This is a genomic window from Geodermatophilus sp. SYSU D00742 (assembly GCF_054049935.1).
This window is the reverse complement of the sequence record NZ_JBJGYJ010000017.1, coordinates 78,371-94,795: the sequence shown is the minus strand read 5'-3', so window position 1 is coordinate 94,795 and position 16,425 is coordinate 78,371. Positions and strand designations below refer to the sequence as shown.

General features: G+C 74.7%; 16 protein-coding genes and 1 pseudogene. 10 read left to right on the top strand and 7 right to left on the bottom strand.

Going from position 1 to position 16,425, the window contains the following annotated elements; translation table 11 throughout:
• Positions 1 to 135 precede the first annotated feature (135 nt).
• The 6 genes from ACI78V_RS13680 to ACI78V_RS13655 all read right to left on the bottom strand — a co-directional run bounded on the left by ACI78V_RS13680 (position 136) and on the right by ACI78V_RS13655 (position 5,540).
• On the bottom strand, positions 136 to 1,125 hold the full coding sequence (locus ACI78V_RS13680; protein WP_456851569.1) for an ABC transporter substrate-binding protein: 990 nt from the start codon (positions 1,123 to 1,125) through the stop codon (positions 136 to 138).
• Positions 1,126 to 1,236: 111 nt separating this feature from the next.
• Positions 1,237 to 2,007, bottom strand: coding sequence for an IclR family transcriptional regulator (locus ACI78V_RS13675; RefSeq protein WP_456851568.1), 771 nt, complete (start codon positions 2,005 to 2,007; stop codon positions 1,237 to 1,239).
• A gap of 30 nt (positions 2,008 to 2,037) precedes the next feature.
• Positions 2,038 to 2,919: a 5-oxoprolinase subunit C family protein gene (locus ACI78V_RS13670; RefSeq protein ID WP_456851566.1), complete on the bottom strand. Its 882-nt coding sequence runs from the start codon at positions 2,917 to 2,919 to the stop codon at positions 2,038 to 2,040.
• On the bottom strand, positions 2,916 to 3,527 hold the full coding sequence (locus ACI78V_RS13665) for a 5-oxoprolinase subunit B family protein (protein ID WP_456851564.1): 612 nt from the start codon (positions 3,525 to 3,527) through the stop codon (positions 2,916 to 2,918). The genes ACI78V_RS13670 and ACI78V_RS13665 overlap by 4 nt, the downstream gene beginning before the upstream one ends.
• On the bottom strand, positions 3,527 to 4,279 hold the full coding sequence (locus tag ACI78V_RS13660; protein ID WP_456851562.1) for a LamB/YcsF family protein: 753 nt from the start codon (positions 4,277 to 4,279) through the stop codon (positions 3,527 to 3,529). The genes ACI78V_RS13665 and ACI78V_RS13660 overlap by 1 nt, the downstream gene beginning before the upstream one ends.
• Positions 4,280 to 4,292: 13 nt before the next feature.
• Positions 4,293 to 5,540, bottom strand: a complete 1,248-nt coding sequence (locus tag ACI78V_RS13655; RefSeq protein ID WP_456851560.1) for an NRAMP family divalent metal transporter — start codon at positions 5,538 to 5,540, stop codon at positions 4,293 to 4,295.
• 99 nt (positions 5,541 to 5,639) lie between these two features.
• Between ACI78V_RS13655 and ACI78V_RS13650 the strand changes: the two genes are divergently transcribed.
• Entirely contained in the window at positions 5,640 to 6,428 is a 789-nt protein-coding gene (locus tag ACI78V_RS13650; protein ID WP_456851558.1) for a putative hydro-lyase, read from the top strand.
• 14 nt (positions 6,429 to 6,442) lie between these two features.
• Here ACI78V_RS13650 and ACI78V_RS13645 read toward each other — a convergent pair whose 3' ends face one another.
• Positions 6,443 to 7,975: an acyl-CoA synthetase gene (locus ACI78V_RS13645; protein WP_456851556.1), complete on the bottom strand. Its 1,533-nt coding sequence runs from the start codon at positions 7,973 to 7,975 to the stop codon at positions 6,443 to 6,445.
• Positions 7,976 to 8,226: 251 nt separating this feature from the next.
• Here ACI78V_RS13645 and ACI78V_RS13640 point away from each other — a divergent pair, with 251 nt between their 5' ends.
• The 9 genes and pseudogenes from ACI78V_RS13640 to ACI78V_RS13600 all read left to right on the top strand — a co-directional run bounded on the left by ACI78V_RS13640 (position 8,227) and on the right by ACI78V_RS13600 (position 16,417).
• A complete protein-coding gene (locus tag ACI78V_RS13640; protein ID WP_456851554.1) occupies positions 8,227 to 8,685 on the top strand; it encodes a MarR family winged helix-turn-helix transcriptional regulator in 459 nt (152 codons plus the stop codon).
• A 94-nt stretch (positions 8,686 to 8,779) separates the two neighbouring features.
• Positions 8,780 to 9,757, top strand: coding sequence for an ABC transporter substrate-binding protein (locus ACI78V_RS13635; RefSeq protein WP_456851552.1), 978 nt, complete (start codon positions 8,780 to 8,782; stop codon positions 9,755 to 9,757).
• A gap of 46 nt (positions 9,758 to 9,803) precedes the next feature.
• On the top strand, positions 9,804 to 11,018 hold the full coding sequence (locus tag ACI78V_RS13630; RefSeq protein ID WP_456851550.1) for an MFS transporter: 1,215 nt from the start codon (positions 9,804 to 9,806) through the stop codon (positions 11,016 to 11,018).
• Positions 11,019 to 11,112: 94 nt separating this feature from the next.
• On the top strand, positions 11,113 to 12,189 hold the full coding sequence (locus tag ACI78V_RS13625) for a Rieske 2Fe-2S domain-containing protein (protein WP_456851548.1): 1,077 nt from the start codon (positions 11,113 to 11,115) through the stop codon (positions 12,187 to 12,189).
• A 29-nt stretch (positions 12,190 to 12,218) separates the two neighbouring features.
• On the top strand, positions 12,219 to 12,494 hold the full coding sequence (locus tag ACI78V_RS13620; RefSeq protein WP_456851546.1) for a hypothetical protein: 276 nt from the start codon (positions 12,219 to 12,221) through the stop codon (positions 12,492 to 12,494).
• Between the two features lie 126 nt (positions 12,495 to 12,620).
• Positions 12,621 to 13,529 (top strand): annotated as a pseudogene (locus tag ACI78V_RS13615) (PDR/VanB family oxidoreductase); the annotation flags it as partial.
• Positions 13,526 to 14,362, top strand: a complete 837-nt coding sequence (locus ACI78V_RS13610) for an IclR family transcriptional regulator (RefSeq protein ID WP_456851571.1) — start codon at positions 13,526 to 13,528, stop codon at positions 14,360 to 14,362. The pseudogene ACI78V_RS13615 and the gene ACI78V_RS13610, both read left to right, overlap by 4 nt.
• Before the next feature lie 23 nt (positions 14,363 to 14,385).
• Positions 14,386 to 15,489 carry an NAD(P)-dependent alcohol dehydrogenase gene (locus ACI78V_RS13605; protein WP_456851544.1) on the top strand — a complete coding sequence of 368 codons (1,104 nt, stop codon included), beginning with the start codon at positions 14,386 to 14,388 and terminating at the stop codon, positions 15,487 to 15,489.
• A 40-nt stretch (positions 15,490 to 15,529) separates the two neighbouring features.
• Positions 15,530 to 16,417: a diacylglycerol/lipid kinase family protein gene (locus ACI78V_RS13600; RefSeq protein WP_456851542.1), complete on the top strand. Its 888-nt coding sequence runs from the start codon at positions 15,530 to 15,532 to the stop codon at positions 16,415 to 16,417.
• The last annotated feature ends 8 nt before the right edge of the window (positions 16,418 to 16,425 follow it).

Sequence of the window (16,425 nt, the reverse complement as noted above, 5' to 3'; positions counted from 1 at the left end):
GGCGACCCGATCCCGAAGCTTAACAACAGTTTGAAGGGCTGGGCGACCGTGCCGGTGCGCTACACCCCGTCCTGAGCCGCACACACGAGGGGGGCCCCGGAGGGATCTCCCTCCGGGGCCGCCGTCGTCGCAGGGTCAGTCGGCGACCATCGTCTCGACGTCGAACTCCTCGCTGATGATCCCGTACTCGAGCATCAGGTCGCTCATCTTCTGCAACTGCTCGCGGTCGACCTCGGCGTCCCACTCGGGCAGCTGCACCTGCTGGACAGTCTCGGCCGGCACCTGGCTGTAGGTGGGCACCAGCCGGACCAGCTCCTCCCGCTTGCCCTGCAGGTCCTCCATCGACGCCGCCATCGCCGCGCGGAAGGCCTCGACGACCTCGGGGTTCTCCTGGGCGTACTGCTCGGTGGTCAGCCAGCCGGCGACCGGCATGTCCTCGACCGGGCCGCTGAACAGCGGGAACAGCACGCGCGCGCCGCCGGCCAGCGCGGAGGCCTGGAACGGCTCGACCTGCCAGATGGCGTCGACGTCCCCGGCGTCGAGCGCCGCGGCCATGTCCGGGTAGGGCAGCTCGAGGAACTGGATGGTGGAGATGTCGACGCCGGCGTCCTCCAGGATCGCGTTGACCGCGACGGTGCCGATGTTCTGCAGGTTGTTCACCGCGATGCGGGCCCCGGCCAGGTCCGCCGGCTGCTGGAAGGACGAGTCCGGCGCGACCATGATCGCGTGGTCCTCGGCGCCGACGTCGTTGCCGGCGATGATCCGCACCGGCAGCCCCTGCTGGGCGGCCAGCAGCGCCGAGGTGTAGTTGCCGTAGGTGATGTCGTACTCCCCGGCGATCAGCGACGGGATCGCCTGGGCGCCACCGGAGGTCTGCTCCAGCGTGACGTCGAGGTCCTGCTCCTCGAACAGGCCGGCCTCGTCGGCGTGGACGGCGCTGGCGGTGTGCACCAGCGGGAAGTACCCGACGGTCAGCTGCGTCGGGCCCTCCCCACCGCCGGAGGCGGTGCCCCCCTCGTCGTCGGAGCCGCAGGCGGCCAGCGTGAGGGCGGCGGCGCAACCGAGTGCGAGGCCGGCGAGACGGCGCGGGGGACGGCGTCCGGAGGATGCGGGCGCAGCGGTCAAGGAGGGGCTCCCTTCGGGACTCCGCGGGCGACAGCCGCCGCGGACGTGAGGCGGATCATGCGATCCCCGTCACAGCCGCACCCAGCGTCGTCTCGCTGAGTGAGAGGACCCTCAGCGCGGCGTCGTGGCCCGCGGCCCCGCCGACAGCGACCGGGTCACCCCCCGCGCCGCGGCCAGCAGCGCCGGCACCTGCGCGGCGGCGCGGCCGTCGTTGGGGACGATCACCGACAGCGCGGCCACCACCTCCTGCAGGCCGTTGCGCACCGGCACCGCGACCCCCGCGGCGTCCGGGTGCACGTGGCCGGGCGTGACGACCCAGCCCTGCCGCCGGACGACGGCGAGGGTCGCCCGCAACCGCTCGGGTGTGGCGATCGTGTCGGGCGTGTGCGGCTCCAGCGGCCGGGCCAGGTACCGCTCCTGCAGCTCGGCGGGCCCGTAGGCGAGCAGGACCAGACCGGAGGAGGAGATGTGCAGCGGCAGCCGGCCGGCGATGTGGGAGAAGTTCACGACCGCGTCGCGCGCCGACAGCCGCTCGATGAACAGGACGTCGTTCCCGTCCCGGACGCCCAGCTGCGCATGGTGCCCGACGACGGCGTGCAGGTCCTCCAGGTAGGGCATGGCGGCGTCCCGCAGCGAGAGCGTGGGCGACGCCCGCGACGCCAGCTCCCACATCCGCACCCCGACCCGCACCTCCCGGTCGGGACCCCGCTCGAGCAGGCCGTGGGAGACCAGCTCGGCGATCAGCCGGGACGCGGTGGCGACGTGCAGGTCGGTGCGGCGCGCGATCTCCGACACCTGCAGCGCCTTCTCCTCGGGGGAGAAGGCGTCGAAGATGCGGACCGCCCGCGACAGCACCGACTCGCCCGTCCGCACCCGACCCACGGCCGGGAGTGTGGCACGGGTGCGCGGGCGTCAGCTCGCGCGGCGGAACCGCACGGTCTGCCCGGGGCGCAGCTGCCCGCAGCGGTCGACGTCGGCGTCGTGGACGTAGCCGATCACCGGGTAGCCGCCGGTGACGGGGGCGTCGGCGAGGAAGAGCACCGGCAGGCCGGACGGCGGCACCTGCAGCGCGCCGCGGACCATGCCCTCGCTGGCCAGCTCACCGGTGCGTGCCCGCTCCAGCGGGGGCCCGTCCAGCCGCAGGCCGATCCGGTTGCTCTCCCCGGTGACCGTCCAGCCGGTGCCGGTGAGCACGCCGGCGGCGTCCTCGGCGAACCAGTCCGCGCGGGGGCCCGGGAGCACCCGCAGGGTCACCTCGCCGCCGGGGGGGTCGGCGACGGGCGCGAGGTCGACACCGGGCAGCGGCCCGCCCGCCCCGCCCACGGGGAGCACGTCGCCGGCCGATAGGACCGGCGGGCCCAGCCCGGAGAGCAGGTCGGTCGCGCGGCTGCCGAGCACCGGCTCGACGGCGACCCCGCCGCGGACCGCGAGGTAGGTGCGCAGGCCGGTCGGCGGCACGCCCAGGCGCAGCTGGGTGCCCGCGGCGAGCCGGTGCGGGGCGTTGTGCGCGGGGGACCCGGGGCAGCGGGCGCCGGTGGTGGCCACCAGCACGTCGGCGTCGGCGCGCACGGCCAGCCCGCCGAGGGTCACCTCGAGCACGGCGGCGGCCGGGTCGTTGCCGACCAGCCGGTTGGCCAGGGCGGCGGCACCCCGGTCGCAGGCCCCGGAGCGGCCGATGCCCAGGGCGCCCTGGCCGGGCCGTCCGGCGTCCTGGACCGTGGTGAGCGGGCCGGGGGCCAGCACGGTGAGCGTCCGGCTCGCCGTGCCGCCGCGGACCGCCGCGCGCCCGGTCACCTCGCGTCCACGAACCGGACCCGGACACCGGGGCGCAGCAGCGCGGCGGGGTCGCGGGACAGGTCGAACACCGCGACGTCGGTGTGGCCGATCAGCTGCCACCCGCCGGGGGACTCCCGTGGGTAGACCCCGCTGAACTCCCCGGCCAGCGCTACCGCCCCGGCCGGCACCCTGGTGCGGGGCGACTCCCGGCGCGGCACGTGCCACGGCTCGCCGTCGGGCGTGCAGTAGCCGAAGCCGGGGGCGAAGCCGCAGAAGGCCACCGTCCACTCGGTGCCGGTGTGCCGGCGCACGACCTCCCCGGGATCGACGCCGAGGTGTGCGGCGACGTCGGCGAGGTCGTCCCCGTCGTAGACCACCGGCAGCTCCACGCGGTCCCCGTGCCCGGCGCGGTCCGGCCGCGGCCGGGTGCCCCGGACCGCCTGCTCGACCGCGGCGAGCGTCGTCCGCGCCGGGTCGACGACGAGCAGCACGGTACGGGCCGCGGGGACGACGTCCACCACCCCGTCGACCGGCTCCTCCGTGAGGGCGGCGTACAGGCCGAGCACCTCGTCGAGGTCGGCCAGCTCGACCAGCAACGCGGTGGAGCCGCTCGGCAGGACCCGCATCAGGGTGCGAACGGCGCCAGCGCGACGCCGGCCTCGGTGAGCGCCTCGCGCACCCGCCGGGCGATCGCCACCGCGCCGGGGGTGTCGCCGTGCACGCAGATCGACTCCGGCCGGACCTCCAGCGGGTTGCCCTCGACGTCGGCGATCGGCTCCCCGCGGGCCATGGCCACGCAGCGGGCGGCGATCTCCTCCGGGTCGTGCAGCACCGCGCCGGGCAGCCGGCGGGAGACCAGCGTCCCCGCGGGGGTGTAGGCCCGGTCGGCGAAGGCCTCGCGGACGACGGTCAGCCCGGCCTCGGCGGCCAGCCGCAACCACGCCGACCCGGGCAGGCCCATGACCGGCAGCGTGCGGTCGTACTCGGCGACCGCGCGCACCACGGCGGCCGCCTGCTCCTCGTGGCCGACGATCGCGTTGTAGAGCGCGCCGTGCGGCTTGACGTAGCGGACCCGGGAGCCGGCCAGGCGGGCGAAGGCCTCCAGGGCGCCGATCTGGTAGACGACGTCCGCGGTCAGCTCCCCGGGGTCGACGTCGATGAAGCGTCGCCCGAAGCCGGCGAGGTCGCGGTAGGACACCTGGGCGCCGATGGCCACGCCCGAGGCGACGGCCTGCCCGCACACCCGCCGCATGATCGACGCGTCACCGGCGTGGAACCCGCAGGCGACGTTCGCGCTGGTGACCACGCCCAACAGCGCCTCGTCGTCCCCGAGCGCCCACTGGCCGAAGCCCTCGCCGAGGTCGGAGTTCAGGTCCACCCGGTCATCCTCCTCAGGCGAACAGGTCGATGACCGGCCGGACCGAGTTGACCGCCAGGTAGATGGTCAGCAGCCAGGCCAGCCAGCCGACGGTCAGCAGCCACCGCGGGTAGCGGTAGCCGCCCAGCAGGTCGGTGCGCCGGGTGGCCACCCACAGCAGCACGGCGATGCCGATGGGCAGCAGCAGCCCGTTGAAGGCGCCGGCGAAGACCAGCAGCGTGGTGGGCGCGGCGCCGATGAGGAGGAACGCCAGGGTGCTGACGGCGATGAAGGCCACCACCAGCAGCGCGCGGGTGCGGTCGCTGGTGCGCGTCCGGGAGGTGACGAAGGAGACCGAGGTGTACGAGGCGCCGATGACGCTGGTGATCGACGCCGCCCACAGCACCACGCCGAAGGCCCGTAGCCCGAACTCGCCCGCGGCGGCCTGGAACGCGTTGGCCGCCTGGTTCTCGGTGCCGAGGTCCGCGCCGCCGGCGACCACGCCCAGGATGGCGAGGAAGAGGACCACGCGCATGATCCCGGTGATGATGATGCCGGTGATCGAGCCGCGGGTGATGTCCCGGACGTGCTCGGGCCCGGTGACGTGCGAGTCGATCAGCCGGTGCGCCCCCGCGTAGACGATGTAGCCGCCGATCGTGCCGCCGACCAGCGTGGTGATCGCCAGGAAGGAGACCTCCTCCGGGAGGACGACGTTCCTCAGCGCCTGGCCGACCGGCGGGCCGGACGTGATCGCCATCCAGAGGGTCAGCCCGATCATCAGCAGGCCCAGGAAGACCACGATCCGGTCGACGGCCACCCCCGCCCGCCGGCTGAGGAAGACGCCGATCGCGATGACCGCCGAGATCGCCCCGCCGATCTTGGGGTCCAGACCGAGCATCGCGTCGGTGCCCAGGCCCGTGCCGCTGACGTTGCCGATGTTGAACACCAGGCCGCCGACGACGAGGAAGGCGGCCATCAGCCAGCCCAGCCCCGGGGCGACGAGGTTGCCCAGCTCCTGGGCGCGCCGGCCGCTGACGCCGATGACGCGCCACGCGTTCATCTGCAGGGCGATGTCGATGACGATCGACACCGCGATGGCGAACGCGAACGCCGCGCCCAGCTGCACGGTGAACGTCGTCGTCTGGGTGATGAAGCCCGGCCCGATCGCCGAGGTGGCCATGAGGAACATGGCGCCGAGCAGCGTCGACCGGGTGCTGGCCGACATCCGGTCGGTGGACGCGGCGGGACCGCTGGAGGCCGGGGTCTCCGGGCTGTGCGACACGGGCGCCTCCCACGGGGACGGGTGTCCGGGACGCTAGAACCGCCGTGGCACCCCGGCAACGCGAGGCGGCGGGTCGTGGGGGCGGGGACCATGGACGGCATGGCGCAGACGCTCACCGCTCCGGGGCCCGCCGACGTCCGGGCGGCCTGCCGCGCGGGCTCGGCCGTGCCCACCTCCGGGCTGGCGCCCGGGCACACCCAGGCCAACCTCGTCGTCCTGCCGCGCAACTGGGCCTACGACTTCCTGTTGTTCGCCCAGCGCAACCCGCAGCCGGTGCCGCTGCTGGACGTCACCGACGCCGGGTCACCGCGCACGGTCCTCGCCCCCGACGCCGACCTGCGCACCGACCTGCCCCGCTACCGGGTCTGGCGGGACGGCGAGCTGGTCGAGGAGCCCGCCGAGGTCACGGGGCTGTGGTCCGACGACCTCGTCGCCTTCCTCATCGGCTGCAGCTTCAGCTTCGAGACCGCGTTGCTGGACGCCGGGGTGCCGGTGCGCAACATCGAGCAGGGCCGCAACGTGTCGATGTACCGGACGGACCGGGCGTGCCGGCCGGCCGGGCGGCTGTCCGGGCCCCTGGTGGTGACGATGCGCCCGGTCCCCGGCGAGCTGGTGACCACCGCCGTCCAGGTCACCGCCCGCATGCCGCAGGTGCACGGGGCGCCGGTGCACGTCGGGCCGCCGGAGTCACTCGGCATCGCCGACCTCGCCCGCCCCGACTTCGGTGACCCCGTGGACGCCGCCGACGGTGACGTCCCGGTGTTCTGGGCGTGCGGGGTGACCCCGCAGGCGGCGCTCATGGCCTCCCGGCCGCCGTTCGCGATCACCCACGCGCCGGGCCACATGTTCGTCACCGACGTCCCGGACTCGGCCTACCGCCTGCCCTGAGGGGCCGCGGCCGGTCAGCCCCCGCTGAACCGCGACCGCAGGTCGGGCTTGCGGATCTTGCCGGTCGCCGTCTTGGGCAGTTCGTCGACGAACTCCACGTACCGCGGCACCTTGAAGCCGGCCAGCCGCTCCCGGAGCGCGGCCCGCACCGCCTCCGGGTCCTCGGCCGCACCGGGCGCCGGGACGACGACGGCCAGCCCGACCTCGCCCCAGCGCTCGTCGGGGACGCCGATGACGGCGGCCTCGACCACTCCGGGCAGCTCGAGCAGGGCGGACTCCACCTCGGCCGGGTACACGTTCTCCCCGCCGGAGATGATCATGTCCTTGTAGCGGTCGCGGATGTAGAGGAAGCCCTCGGCGTCCAGCGAGCCGGCGTCGCCGGTGTGGTACCAGCCGTCCCGGAGCGCGACGGCGGTCTGGTCCGGGTCCTGCCAGTAGCCGGCCATGACGTTGGGGCCGGAGACGACGATCTCGCCCACCTCGTCGACGGCGGCGTCGGTGCCGTCGGGACGCACCACGCGCAGGTCGGTGAAGAACACCGGCTTGCCCGCGGAGCCGACCTTGCGCTCGGCGTCGGCCGGGTCGAGGACGGTGCAGCCGGGCGCGGCCTCGGTCATGCCGTAGCACTGCTGCATGGTCACGCCGCGGTCCAGCCAGGTGCGCAGCGTCGGCAGCGGCACCGCCGCTCCCGCCGCGCCGATGCTGCGGAGCGAGGACAGGTCGCGGGAGGCGAAGTCCGGTTCCCGGCTCATCGCGTCGAGCATCGTCGGGACGGCGAAGAAGGAGGTGACCCGCTGCTCCTCGATGACCTGCAGCGTCCCGGCCGGGTCGAACCGGCGAACGACCACCGCGCAGCCGCCGCGCAGCAGGGTGGGGTTGACCGTGCCGTTGAGCCCGCCGATGTGGAACAGCGGCGCGAGGGCCAGCGTGCGCTCGTCGGCGGCGAAGTCCATACCCAGCAGCTGGTTGGTCGCGTTCCACGTCATGTTGCCGTGGGTGAGCACCGCGCCCTTGGGCCGGCCGGTGGTGCCGGAGGTGTACATGACCAGGCAGGGGTCGTCGAGCGAGACCGGCTCGTCGCGGACCTCGGGCGCGCTGCGCGCCAGCAGCTCCTCGTAGGGCAGCGAGTCCGCGCCACCGGCGTCCGGCGGCTCGGTGGCCACCCACGCCCGGACGCCCGGCAGCCGGTCGCGCAGCGCGTCGGCGAGCCCGCCGGAGTCGCGGCCGTGGACGACGACGCCCGCGCCGGAGTGGGTGAGCACGTACTCCGCCTCGGGGGCGGTGAGCCGGGCGTTGACCGGCACCCAGATCGCGCCGAGCTGCCCGCAGGCGTACAGCGTCTCCAACGCCGAGGGGTGGTTGGTCCCGGTCCAGGCGACGCGGTCGCCGGTGCGCACGCCGAGGGCGGCGAGGGCGCCGGCCGTGCGGCGTACGCGGTCGGCGAACCCGGCGTGCGAGGTCGTCGTCCCCTCGAACCAGATCGCGTCGCGGGTCGGGGAGATCCGCAACCGGCGCTCCGGCCAGGAGCCGAGCCCGGCGTTCCTCATCGGAGCCCGGGCGCGCGGACAGCGTTCACCCTCATCACCGGTGGGCGGACCTCCTCGCGGATCTCCATCGACTCGACGTCAGTATGCGGCGGCCGCCAGGAGCTCGTGGCCGTCGACAGGTGCCGTGCGGATCCTGCTCGACGTGCACGTGCGCGTCCCCCGCGACCAGGGGGGAGACGTCCACGTCCGGCTCCGCTCGCGGGAGGGGTGTGACGCACGACGCTGTGCCGCTATCGTGGAGGACGTCAACGATGGAGGTCCTCATGGACGGCACCGTGCTCACCGACGACGTCGGGTACCTGCTCTCGCGCGCCAGCGGCCTGCTGATCCGGGCCACGAACGCCGCCCTGGCCGAGCACGGGCTGCGGGTGCGTTCCTACTCCGCCCTGCTGCTGGCCTGCGATGCCACGGAGGGCATGTCGCAGCGCGACCTCGCCGAGGCGCTGGGCCTGGACCCGAGCCAGGTGGTCCTCCTCGTCGACGAGCTCGCCGCGGCCGGTCTGGTCGAGCGACGCCCGTCGGAGACCGACCGGCGGACCAAGCTGGTGTGCGCCACGCCGGAAGGCCACGCCGTCCGGGAGTCGGCCCAGAGCGCCGCGGCCGCGGCGCACGCCGCTCAGCTGGAGGGGCTCACCGCCGCCGAGCGGGAGCAGCTGCGCGGGCTGCTCGGACGCGTGCTCCAGGCGGGTCAGCCGGCGTCGCCGGGCTGACCCGGGGCGGCGACTTGTCCCGGCGACCTGTGACGTGCATCATTCACACTGTCAACCGTTGAGGTTGTCACCGAATTCGAGTCTGGGAGAACGCATGCTCCGCAAGTGGGTGCCCCTGCTGGCCGCGTCGACGCTGGTCCTCGCCGCCTGTGGGGGAGGCGACGACGAGGCGTCGGGCGGCTCCGGCGGTGGCGGGAACGGCGAGCTGCGCGAGGTGACCGCGGGCCTGCTCCCGGTCGCCGTGACCGGCGCCCTGCAGGCCGGTATCGAGCAGGGCTTCTTCGAGGACCGCGGCATCGACCTGACGATCGAGACCGGCCAGGGCGGCGCCGCGCTGCTGCCCGCCGTCGCCTCCGGCCAGATGGAGTTCGCCACCAGCAACCCCGTCTCGCTGCTGCAGGCCCGCGACCAGGGCCTCGACGTCCGGGTGATCGCGCACTGGACCTCCACCCATGCCGAGGGGGACGAGGACGTCAACGGCGTCGTGGCCAACAAGAGCCTGGGGATCACCTCCGCTGCCGGGCTGGCCGGCAAGCGCATCGCGGTCAACACCCTCAACGGCATGGGCCAGCTCACCATCGACGAGGCGGTGCGCCAGGACGGCGGCGACCCGAGCGGGATCACCTACGTCGAGCTGGGCTTCCCCGACATGCCCGCGGCCCTGGAGGCCGGCAACGTCGACGCCGTCTGGGTGCCCGAGCCCTTCCTGACCCAGCTGATCGCCGCCGGCCACCCGGTGGCCAGCTACTCCAGCAAGGAGTCGGTGCCCGGCCACCCGACCCAGCTGTTCTTCACCTCCGGCCAGCTGGCCGAGTCCGACCCGCAGCTGGTCGAGGACATGACCGCGGCCCTCGAGGAGACCCTCGTCTGGGCCGACGAGAACCCCGACGCCGTCCGCACGGCGGCCGAGGAGTTCCTCCAGACCCCGCCCGGGGCGATGGCGGAGGTCCGCATCGAGGAGTTCGGCACCGACCTGCGCCGTCCGCAGATCGAGCGGATGGGCGAGCTCATGGTCGAGGCCGGCCTGCTCGACAACGAGCCGGACGTCGACGGGCTGCTGCCCCAGGAGTGACCGACCCGGCGCGGCCGTCCGCCCGTCGGTGCGGTAGGCCTCTGGGGTGAGCACCCCGACCACGCAGCAGGCCCGTCCGGTGCCCCGGGCGGGCCTGCTGCTGTCCGCCGTCCTGCTGGCCGGCCTGAACATGCGCGGCGCGATCGCCGCGGTCTCCCCGGTGCTGCCGGAGATGCGCACCGAGCTCGGCCTCTCGCCGACCCTGGCGGGGCTGGTCACCACACTGCCGGTGCTCTGCTTCGCGCTCCTGGCGCCGCCGGCCGCGTGGCTCGGCCGGCGGATGGGGGCCGAGGCGGCGGTGGGCGCCGGTCTGCTGGCGATCGCGGCGGGCACCGTGCTGCGCGTGGTCGACGGCGCTCCGCTGCTGCTGGTGGGGACGTCCGTCGTCGGCGCCGGGATGACGCTGGGCAACGTGCTGCTCCCGGCGGTCACCAAGCGGGAGTTCGCCGAGCGCGCCGGCGCGGTCACCGGGCTCTACACCGCGGCCCTGTGCGCGGGTGCGGCGCTGACGGCCGCGCTCACCGCTCCGCTGGCCGGCCTCACCGACTGGCGGACGGCGCTGGCCGCCTGGGCGGCCCTCGCGCTCGTGTCCGCGGTCGTGTGGACCGTCGCCACCCGCGGGCGGCGGAGCCGTCGGGCTGCGGGGGTCGAGCCGGCCGCGGCGCCGACGGCCGCGGCCGCCCCGGTCTGGCGCTCCCCGGTCGCCTGGGCGGTGGCCACCGTGCTGGCCCTGCAGTCGGTCCTGTACTACGCCATCACCGCCTGGCTGCCGACGCTGCTGCTCGACGAGCTCGGGCAGGGGCTGCGCCCCGGAGCCGTGGCCGCGGCCCTGTTCCAGATCCTGGGCATCCCCGGGAGCCTGCTGGTCCCGGCGGTCCTCGCGCGGCGCCGCCGGGCCGGTGGCCAGAGCGGCCTGGGCGTCGTCGTCGCGGGGTCGTGGGCCGTGCTGGTGCTGGGCCTGCTGGTCGCACCCGGGCTCTGGGTCGTGTGGGCGGTCCTGGGCGGCCTGGCGCAGGGGGCGGGCATCGCGTTCGCCTTCACCGCCCTCGTGCTGCGCGCCGCCGACGAGGCCGCGGCCCGGCGGCTGTCGGGCATGGCCCAGCTGGTCGGGTACGGCGTGGGTGCGACGGGGCCGCTGGTGGTCGGGGCCGTGTACGCGGCCACCGGTGGGTGGGGGCCGCCGCTGATCCTCCTGCTGGCCGTCACCGGAGTCCTCGCCGTCGCGGCCGCCCTGGCCGGCCGGCCGCGCACCGTCGGCTGACAACGACTTCCACATCGTGGAAGTCGTGTACCGGGAAGCGGGTGATGGCGGTCACCGTGGGTAGGAGCTGTGGAGCCCGAGCCTGGAGGCATGCATGACGTCGATCGTCCAGAACCAGTGGTACGTGGCCGCGTACGGCCGCGAGATCGGTCGCGAGCTGTTCAGCCGCACCATCTGCGGGGAGTCCATCCTGTTCTGGCGGACCGAGGCCGGCCAGGTCACGGCGATGAGCGACCGCTGCGTGCACCGCCGCTTCCCGCTGTCGGAGAAGCCCAGCCACCTCAACGGCGACACCGTCGTCTGCGGCTACCACGGCTTCACCTACGGCGCCGACGGCGTCTGCGTCGCCGTCCCGGGCCAGAAGCGGGTCCCGCGCACCGCCCGGCTGAAGTCCTACCCCGTGGTCGAGCAGGACTCCTTCGTGTGGGTCTTCATCGGCGACCCGGACCGGGCCGAGAGCACCCGCATCCCGCGGGCGCCGTGGCTGGACCAGGAGGGCTGGACCGTCGTCAGCGGCATGGAGCCCCTGCAGGCCCGCGCCAGCCTGCTGATCGACAACCTCATGGACCTCTCCCACGAGACCTACCTGCACGGCGGGTACATCGGCACCCCGGAGGTCGCCGAGACGCCGATCACCACGGAGGTCGACGAGGAGGCCGGCATCGTCTACGTCAGCCGGCACATGGCCGACGCGGAGTGCCCGCCGTTCTACTCCAAGAGCACCGGCATCCAGGGCCGCATCACGCGCTGGCAGGACATCGAGTTCACCCCGCCGTGCCTCTACAAGCTGCACAGCCGGATCGCCCCGGTCGGCGTGCTGCCCAACGAGGACGGCACCGACCCGGACGCCTTCCACGTCGAGGTCGTCTACGCGATCACCCCGGAGACGGAGAACTCCACCCACGACTTCTGGGCCGTCGCGCGCGACTTCGCGCTCGACGACGAGGAGGTGTCGGACTTCCTGCGGGAGAACAACCGCACCGTCGTCCTGCAGGACGTCACCGCCCTCGACGTCCTCGAGCAGGTCCTCACCGGGGAGCCCGACGGCTACCAGGAGCTGTCGATCAACATCGACACCGGCGGCCTGGCCGCTCGTCGGCTCATCGCGGCCATGGCCGCCGAGGCCTCCGGCGCACCGGCCGAGCAGCCGGCGGGGGCGACCGCACGGTGAGTTCCGCCAACGGCTCCGGAGGGAACGGCATGACCCTGCCCCCGCCGCGCGAGGTCCTCGTCGGTGAGAAGGTGTTGCGCATCAACTGGCTGCCCGGCTCCGACCGGCTGCGCGGCCGCTGCCACTGCGGAGCCGAGGCCGAGGGGGAGGACCCGATCGAGATGTGGGAGTGGCTGCTCGCCCATCCGAACCACCCCGCCGGCGGGCCGACGGTCACCCCGTTGCCCGACGTGCTGCCGCCCCCACCGGCGCACCGGGTGACGGATCGGTCCATCATCCGGACACGGACACCGGTCCTGGTCTGAGCACTCCCGTCCCCGGTCCGCCCCACCGGCGGGCCGGGGACGTCGCCTGCCTACATCGAACGGAGTAACCCCGTGCACAGCACGCACGACGAGGTGGACCTGAAGCTGCAGGTCGCGTCCCGCACCGAGGGGGCCGAGGGCGTCGTCGTCCTCGAGCTCCGTGACCCCTCCGGTGCCGACCTGCCCGCGTGGGCCCCCGGCGCCCACCTCGACCTCGAGCTGCCCAACGGCCTCACCCGCCAGTACTCGCTGTGCGGGGACCCGGACGACCGGTCGGTCTGGCGCATCGGGGTGCTGCGCGAACCCGAGGGCCGCGGCGGCTCGGCGTACGTGCACGACGAGCTGACCGAGGGCGTCGAGGTCGACGTCCGCGGGCCGCGCAACAACTTCCCGCTGGTGCCCGCGCCGCGCTACGTCTTCATCGCCGGCGGCATCGGCATCACGCCGATCCTGCCGATGATGGCCGCGGCCGAGGCCGCCGGCGCGGAGTGGGAGCTGCACTACGGCGGGCGCAGCCGCCGGTCGATGTCCTTCCTGGAGTCGTTGGAGGAGCTCACCGGCACCCGGGTCACCCTGCACCCGCAGGACGAGGTCGGCCTGATCGACCTCGAGGCGATCCTCGGCGCGCCGCGGCCGGACACCCTCGTCTACTGCTGTGGCCCCGAGCCGCTGCTCCAGGCGGTCGAGAAGCAGTGCGTCACCTGGCCCGAGGGCGCTCTGCACGTGGAGCGGTTCAGCCCCAAGGAGTTCGGGGAGCCGCTGCTCCAGGGTGCCTTCGAGGTCGAGCTGGCCACCAGCGGCATGACCCTCACCGTGCCGCCGGACAAGTCGATCCTGGAGGTCGTCGAGGAGGCCGGTGTGCCGGTGCTCTCCTCGTGTCAGGAGGGGACGTGCGGCACGTGCGAGACCCCGGTGCTGGAGGGCGTGGTCGACCACCGCGACTCGCTGCTGACCCCGGCGGAGCAGGAGGCGAACGACACGATGTTCATCTGCGTGTCCCGGGCGGCCTGCCCCAAGCTGGTCCTGGAGCTCTGACGTCGCTGCGCACGCCCGACGCCGTCGCCGCGGCACCCACCCCGGCGCGGACGTCGGGCGGCAAGCTGCTGGCCGTCCTCGACGCGTTCACCCGCGAGCGGCCGGCGCTCACGCTCTCCGAGATCGCCCGCATCGTCGGCGTGCCGCTGTCCACCGCGCACCGGCTGGTCGCCGAGCTGCGCCGCTGGGGCGGCCTCGAGCGGGATGCCGACGGCCGCTTCCGGATCGGGCTGCGGCTGTTCGAGCTGGGCGCGCTGGCCCCCCGCGGCCTCGGTCTGCGGGAAGCCGCCCTGCCGTTCATGGAGGACCTCTACGAGGTCACCCACCAGAACGTGCAACTGGCCGTGCGCGACGACGTCGAGGTGCTCTTCGTGGAGCGCTTCGCCGGCCGCGACGCGGTCATGGTGCTCACCCAGGTCGGCGGCCGCTTCGCGCTCCCGCCGACCGGTGTGGGCCTGGTGCTGCTCGCCCACGCGCCGCTCGAGGTCCAGGAGCGGGTGCTCGCCGGCCCGCTCAAGCGGTACACCCCGCAGACCATCACCGACCCGCGCCAGCTGCGCCGGGTGCTCGCCGACGTCCGGCGCACCGGGCTGGCGATCAGCGACCGGCAGGTCACGATGGACGCGGTCTCGGTGGCCGCGCCCATCGTCGGCACCGACGGCGTCGTCGCGGCGCTGTCGGTCGTGGTGCGCGGGGACTCCGCGGCCGCGGTGCGCGCGGTCACCCCCGGCGTCCGGGCCGCCGCGCGCGGCATCTCCCGGGTGCTCACCCAGTCCGGCGGTGGCGGGTGGCCGGTGGGGACACCGGCGCCCGCGGCCGACGAGGTCCCCTGAACCGACCACCGAGAGGAACCCGCGTGGAGATCACCGCTGCCGTCGTCGAGGAACTGCACGGCCCGTTCGTCGTCCGGGACGTCGAGATCGACGAGCCGGGCCCCGGCGACGTGCTGGTGAGGGTGGCGGCCACCGGCTTCTGCCACACCGACGGCATCGCGCGGGACGGCGACCTGCCCTTCCCGCTGCCGGGCGTGCTCGGCCACGAGGGCGCCGGCACGGTCGTCGCGGTGGGCGAGGGCGTCACCGGCGTCCGGGAGGGGCAGGCCGTCGTCCTCGGCTGGCCCTACTGCGGCGACTGCCGCAACTGCCTGGCCGGTCAGCCGCGCTACTGCCTGCGGACGGGCGAGCTGGTCGGCGGCGGTACCCGGCTCGGCGGCGCCTCGGCGTTGCGCACGCGCGACGGCGAGCCGCTGGCCAGCCACTTCTTCGGCCAGTCGTCGTTCGCCACGTACTCGATGACCACCGCCTCGTCGCTGGTGCCGATCCCCGCCGGGCTGCCGGTCGAGCTCATGGGGCCGCTGGCGTGTGGCCTGGCGACGGGCGCGGGCGCGGTGTTCAACACCCTCCGCCCGGAGCCGGGCAGCTCGATCGTCGTCTACGGCGCGGGCACGGTGGGCCTGGCCGCGGTGATGGCCGCCCGCAACTCCGCGGCGACGACGATCATCGCCGTCGACCGGCACGCCTCCCGGCTCCGGCTGGCCACCGACCTCGGCGCCACCCACGTCGTCGACGCCACCGACACCGACGCCGTGCAGGCGGTGACCGAGATCTGCGGCGGCCCGGCCGACGCCGCACTGGACTGCACCGGCGCCCTCCCGGTCATCCGCCAGGCCATCGACTCGGTCGGCATGCTCGGGACGGCGCTGCTCATCGGCGGGGCGCCGGCGGGGGCGGAGTTCAGCGCCGACCACATGACCACGCTGTGGGGCAAGACGATCCGCGGCACCCTCGGCGGCAGCGGGCATGGCCAGGTGCTCATCGCCGCGCTGATGGACCTGTACGCCCAGGGCCGCTTCCCCTTCGACCGCCTGGTCGAGTACTTCCCCCTCGACCGCATCGAGGACGCCGTCGAGGCCTCCTACAGCGGCGCCGTGGTCAAGCCCGTCCTCCGCATGCCCGTATGACGCCGCCACCGGGGGCGCGGGCTGACGCGGGAGGAACCGGATGCAGCGGCTGCTCGCGGTCGTGAACCGGTCGGCGGGGACCGCCGACGACGAGGCGGTGACCGCTGTCGTGGCGGAGCTGCGCCGGCACGCCGACGTCGCGGTCGCCGCGACCGGTGACCAGCGCGATCTCGACGCGGCGGTCTCCCCCCGCGACGGCCGGCGGCTGGTGGCCGTCGGCGGGGACGGCTCCGTACGCGCGGTGGTCCGGGCGCTGGACCGGGCCGGGGTGCTGGACCCCGGTGACCCGCTCGGGATCGTCCCGCTCGGCACCGGCAACGACGTGGCACGGGCCCTGGGGGTACCGCTGGACCCCGTCGCGGCCGCCGCGGTGGTGGCCACCGGCGTCCCCAGGCCGCTGGACCTGCTGCGCGACGACGCCGGAGGGCTCGTGGTGAACGCCGTCCACGCCGGCGTCGGCCCCCGCGCCTACGCGGCGGCGAGCTGGGTCAAGCCCGTGCTCAAGCGCGCCTCCTTCCCGGTCGGGGCGGTGCTGGCCGGGATGACGGCCACCGGCTGGGACCTCCGGGTGGAGGTCGACGGCCGCGTCGTCGGACCCGGGACCGGGCGCGTCCTCATGGCCGCCGTGTGCAACGGGCCGACCATCGGTGGCGGGCGGCCCCTCGCCCCGGACGCGCGGATGGACGACGGCCTCGCCGACGTGGTGGTCTGCACCGCGACCGGGCCGCTGGCCCGGGCCGCCTTCGCGGTGGCGCTGCTGGACGGCCGGCACACCCAGCGGGACGACGTCCTCGTCGTGTCGGGCCGGGAGGTGACGATCTCCGGGGAGCCGGCTGCGCTGGACGCGGACGGCGAGCTCGGGGAACCGGTCCCGGCCCGGACGTGGCGGGTGCAGCACGCCGCCTGGTCGGTGCTCACCCCGCCGTGAGCCGGCCG

Excerpts from the sequence above, each read along its gene's own strand:
- ACI78V_RS13665 (WP_456851564.1), bottom strand. The coding sequence starts at position 3,527 with ATGCGGGTCCTGCCGAGCGGCTCCACCGCGTTGCTGGTCGAGCTGGCC.
- ACI78V_RS13650 (WP_456851558.1), top strand. The coding sequence starts at position 5,640 with ATGGCGCAGACGCTCACCGCTCCGGGGCCCGCCGACGTCCGGGCGGCC.
- ACI78V_RS13645 (WP_456851556.1), bottom strand. The coding sequence starts at position 7,975 with ATGAGGAACGCCGGGCTCGGCTCCTGGCCGGAGCGCCGGTTGCGGATC.
- ACI78V_RS13640 (WP_456851554.1), top strand. The coding sequence starts at position 8,227 with ATGGAGGTCCTCATGGACGGCACCGTGCTCACCGACGACGTCGGGTAC.
- ACI78V_RS13635 (WP_456851552.1), top strand. The coding sequence starts at position 8,780 with ATGCTCCGCAAGTGGGTGCCCCTGCTGGCCGCGTCGACGCTGGTCCTC.
- ACI78V_RS13625 (WP_456851548.1), top strand. The coding sequence starts at position 11,113 with ATGACGTCGATCGTCCAGAACCAGTGGTACGTGGCCGCGTACGGCCGC.
- ACI78V_RS13620 (WP_456851546.1), top strand. The coding sequence starts at position 12,219 with ATGACCCTGCCCCCGCCGCGCGAGGTCCTCGTCGGTGAGAAGGTGTTG.
- ACI78V_RS13600 (WP_456851542.1), top strand. The coding sequence starts at position 15,530 with ATGCAGCGGCTGCTCGCGGTCGTGAACCGGTCGGCGGGGACCGCCGAC.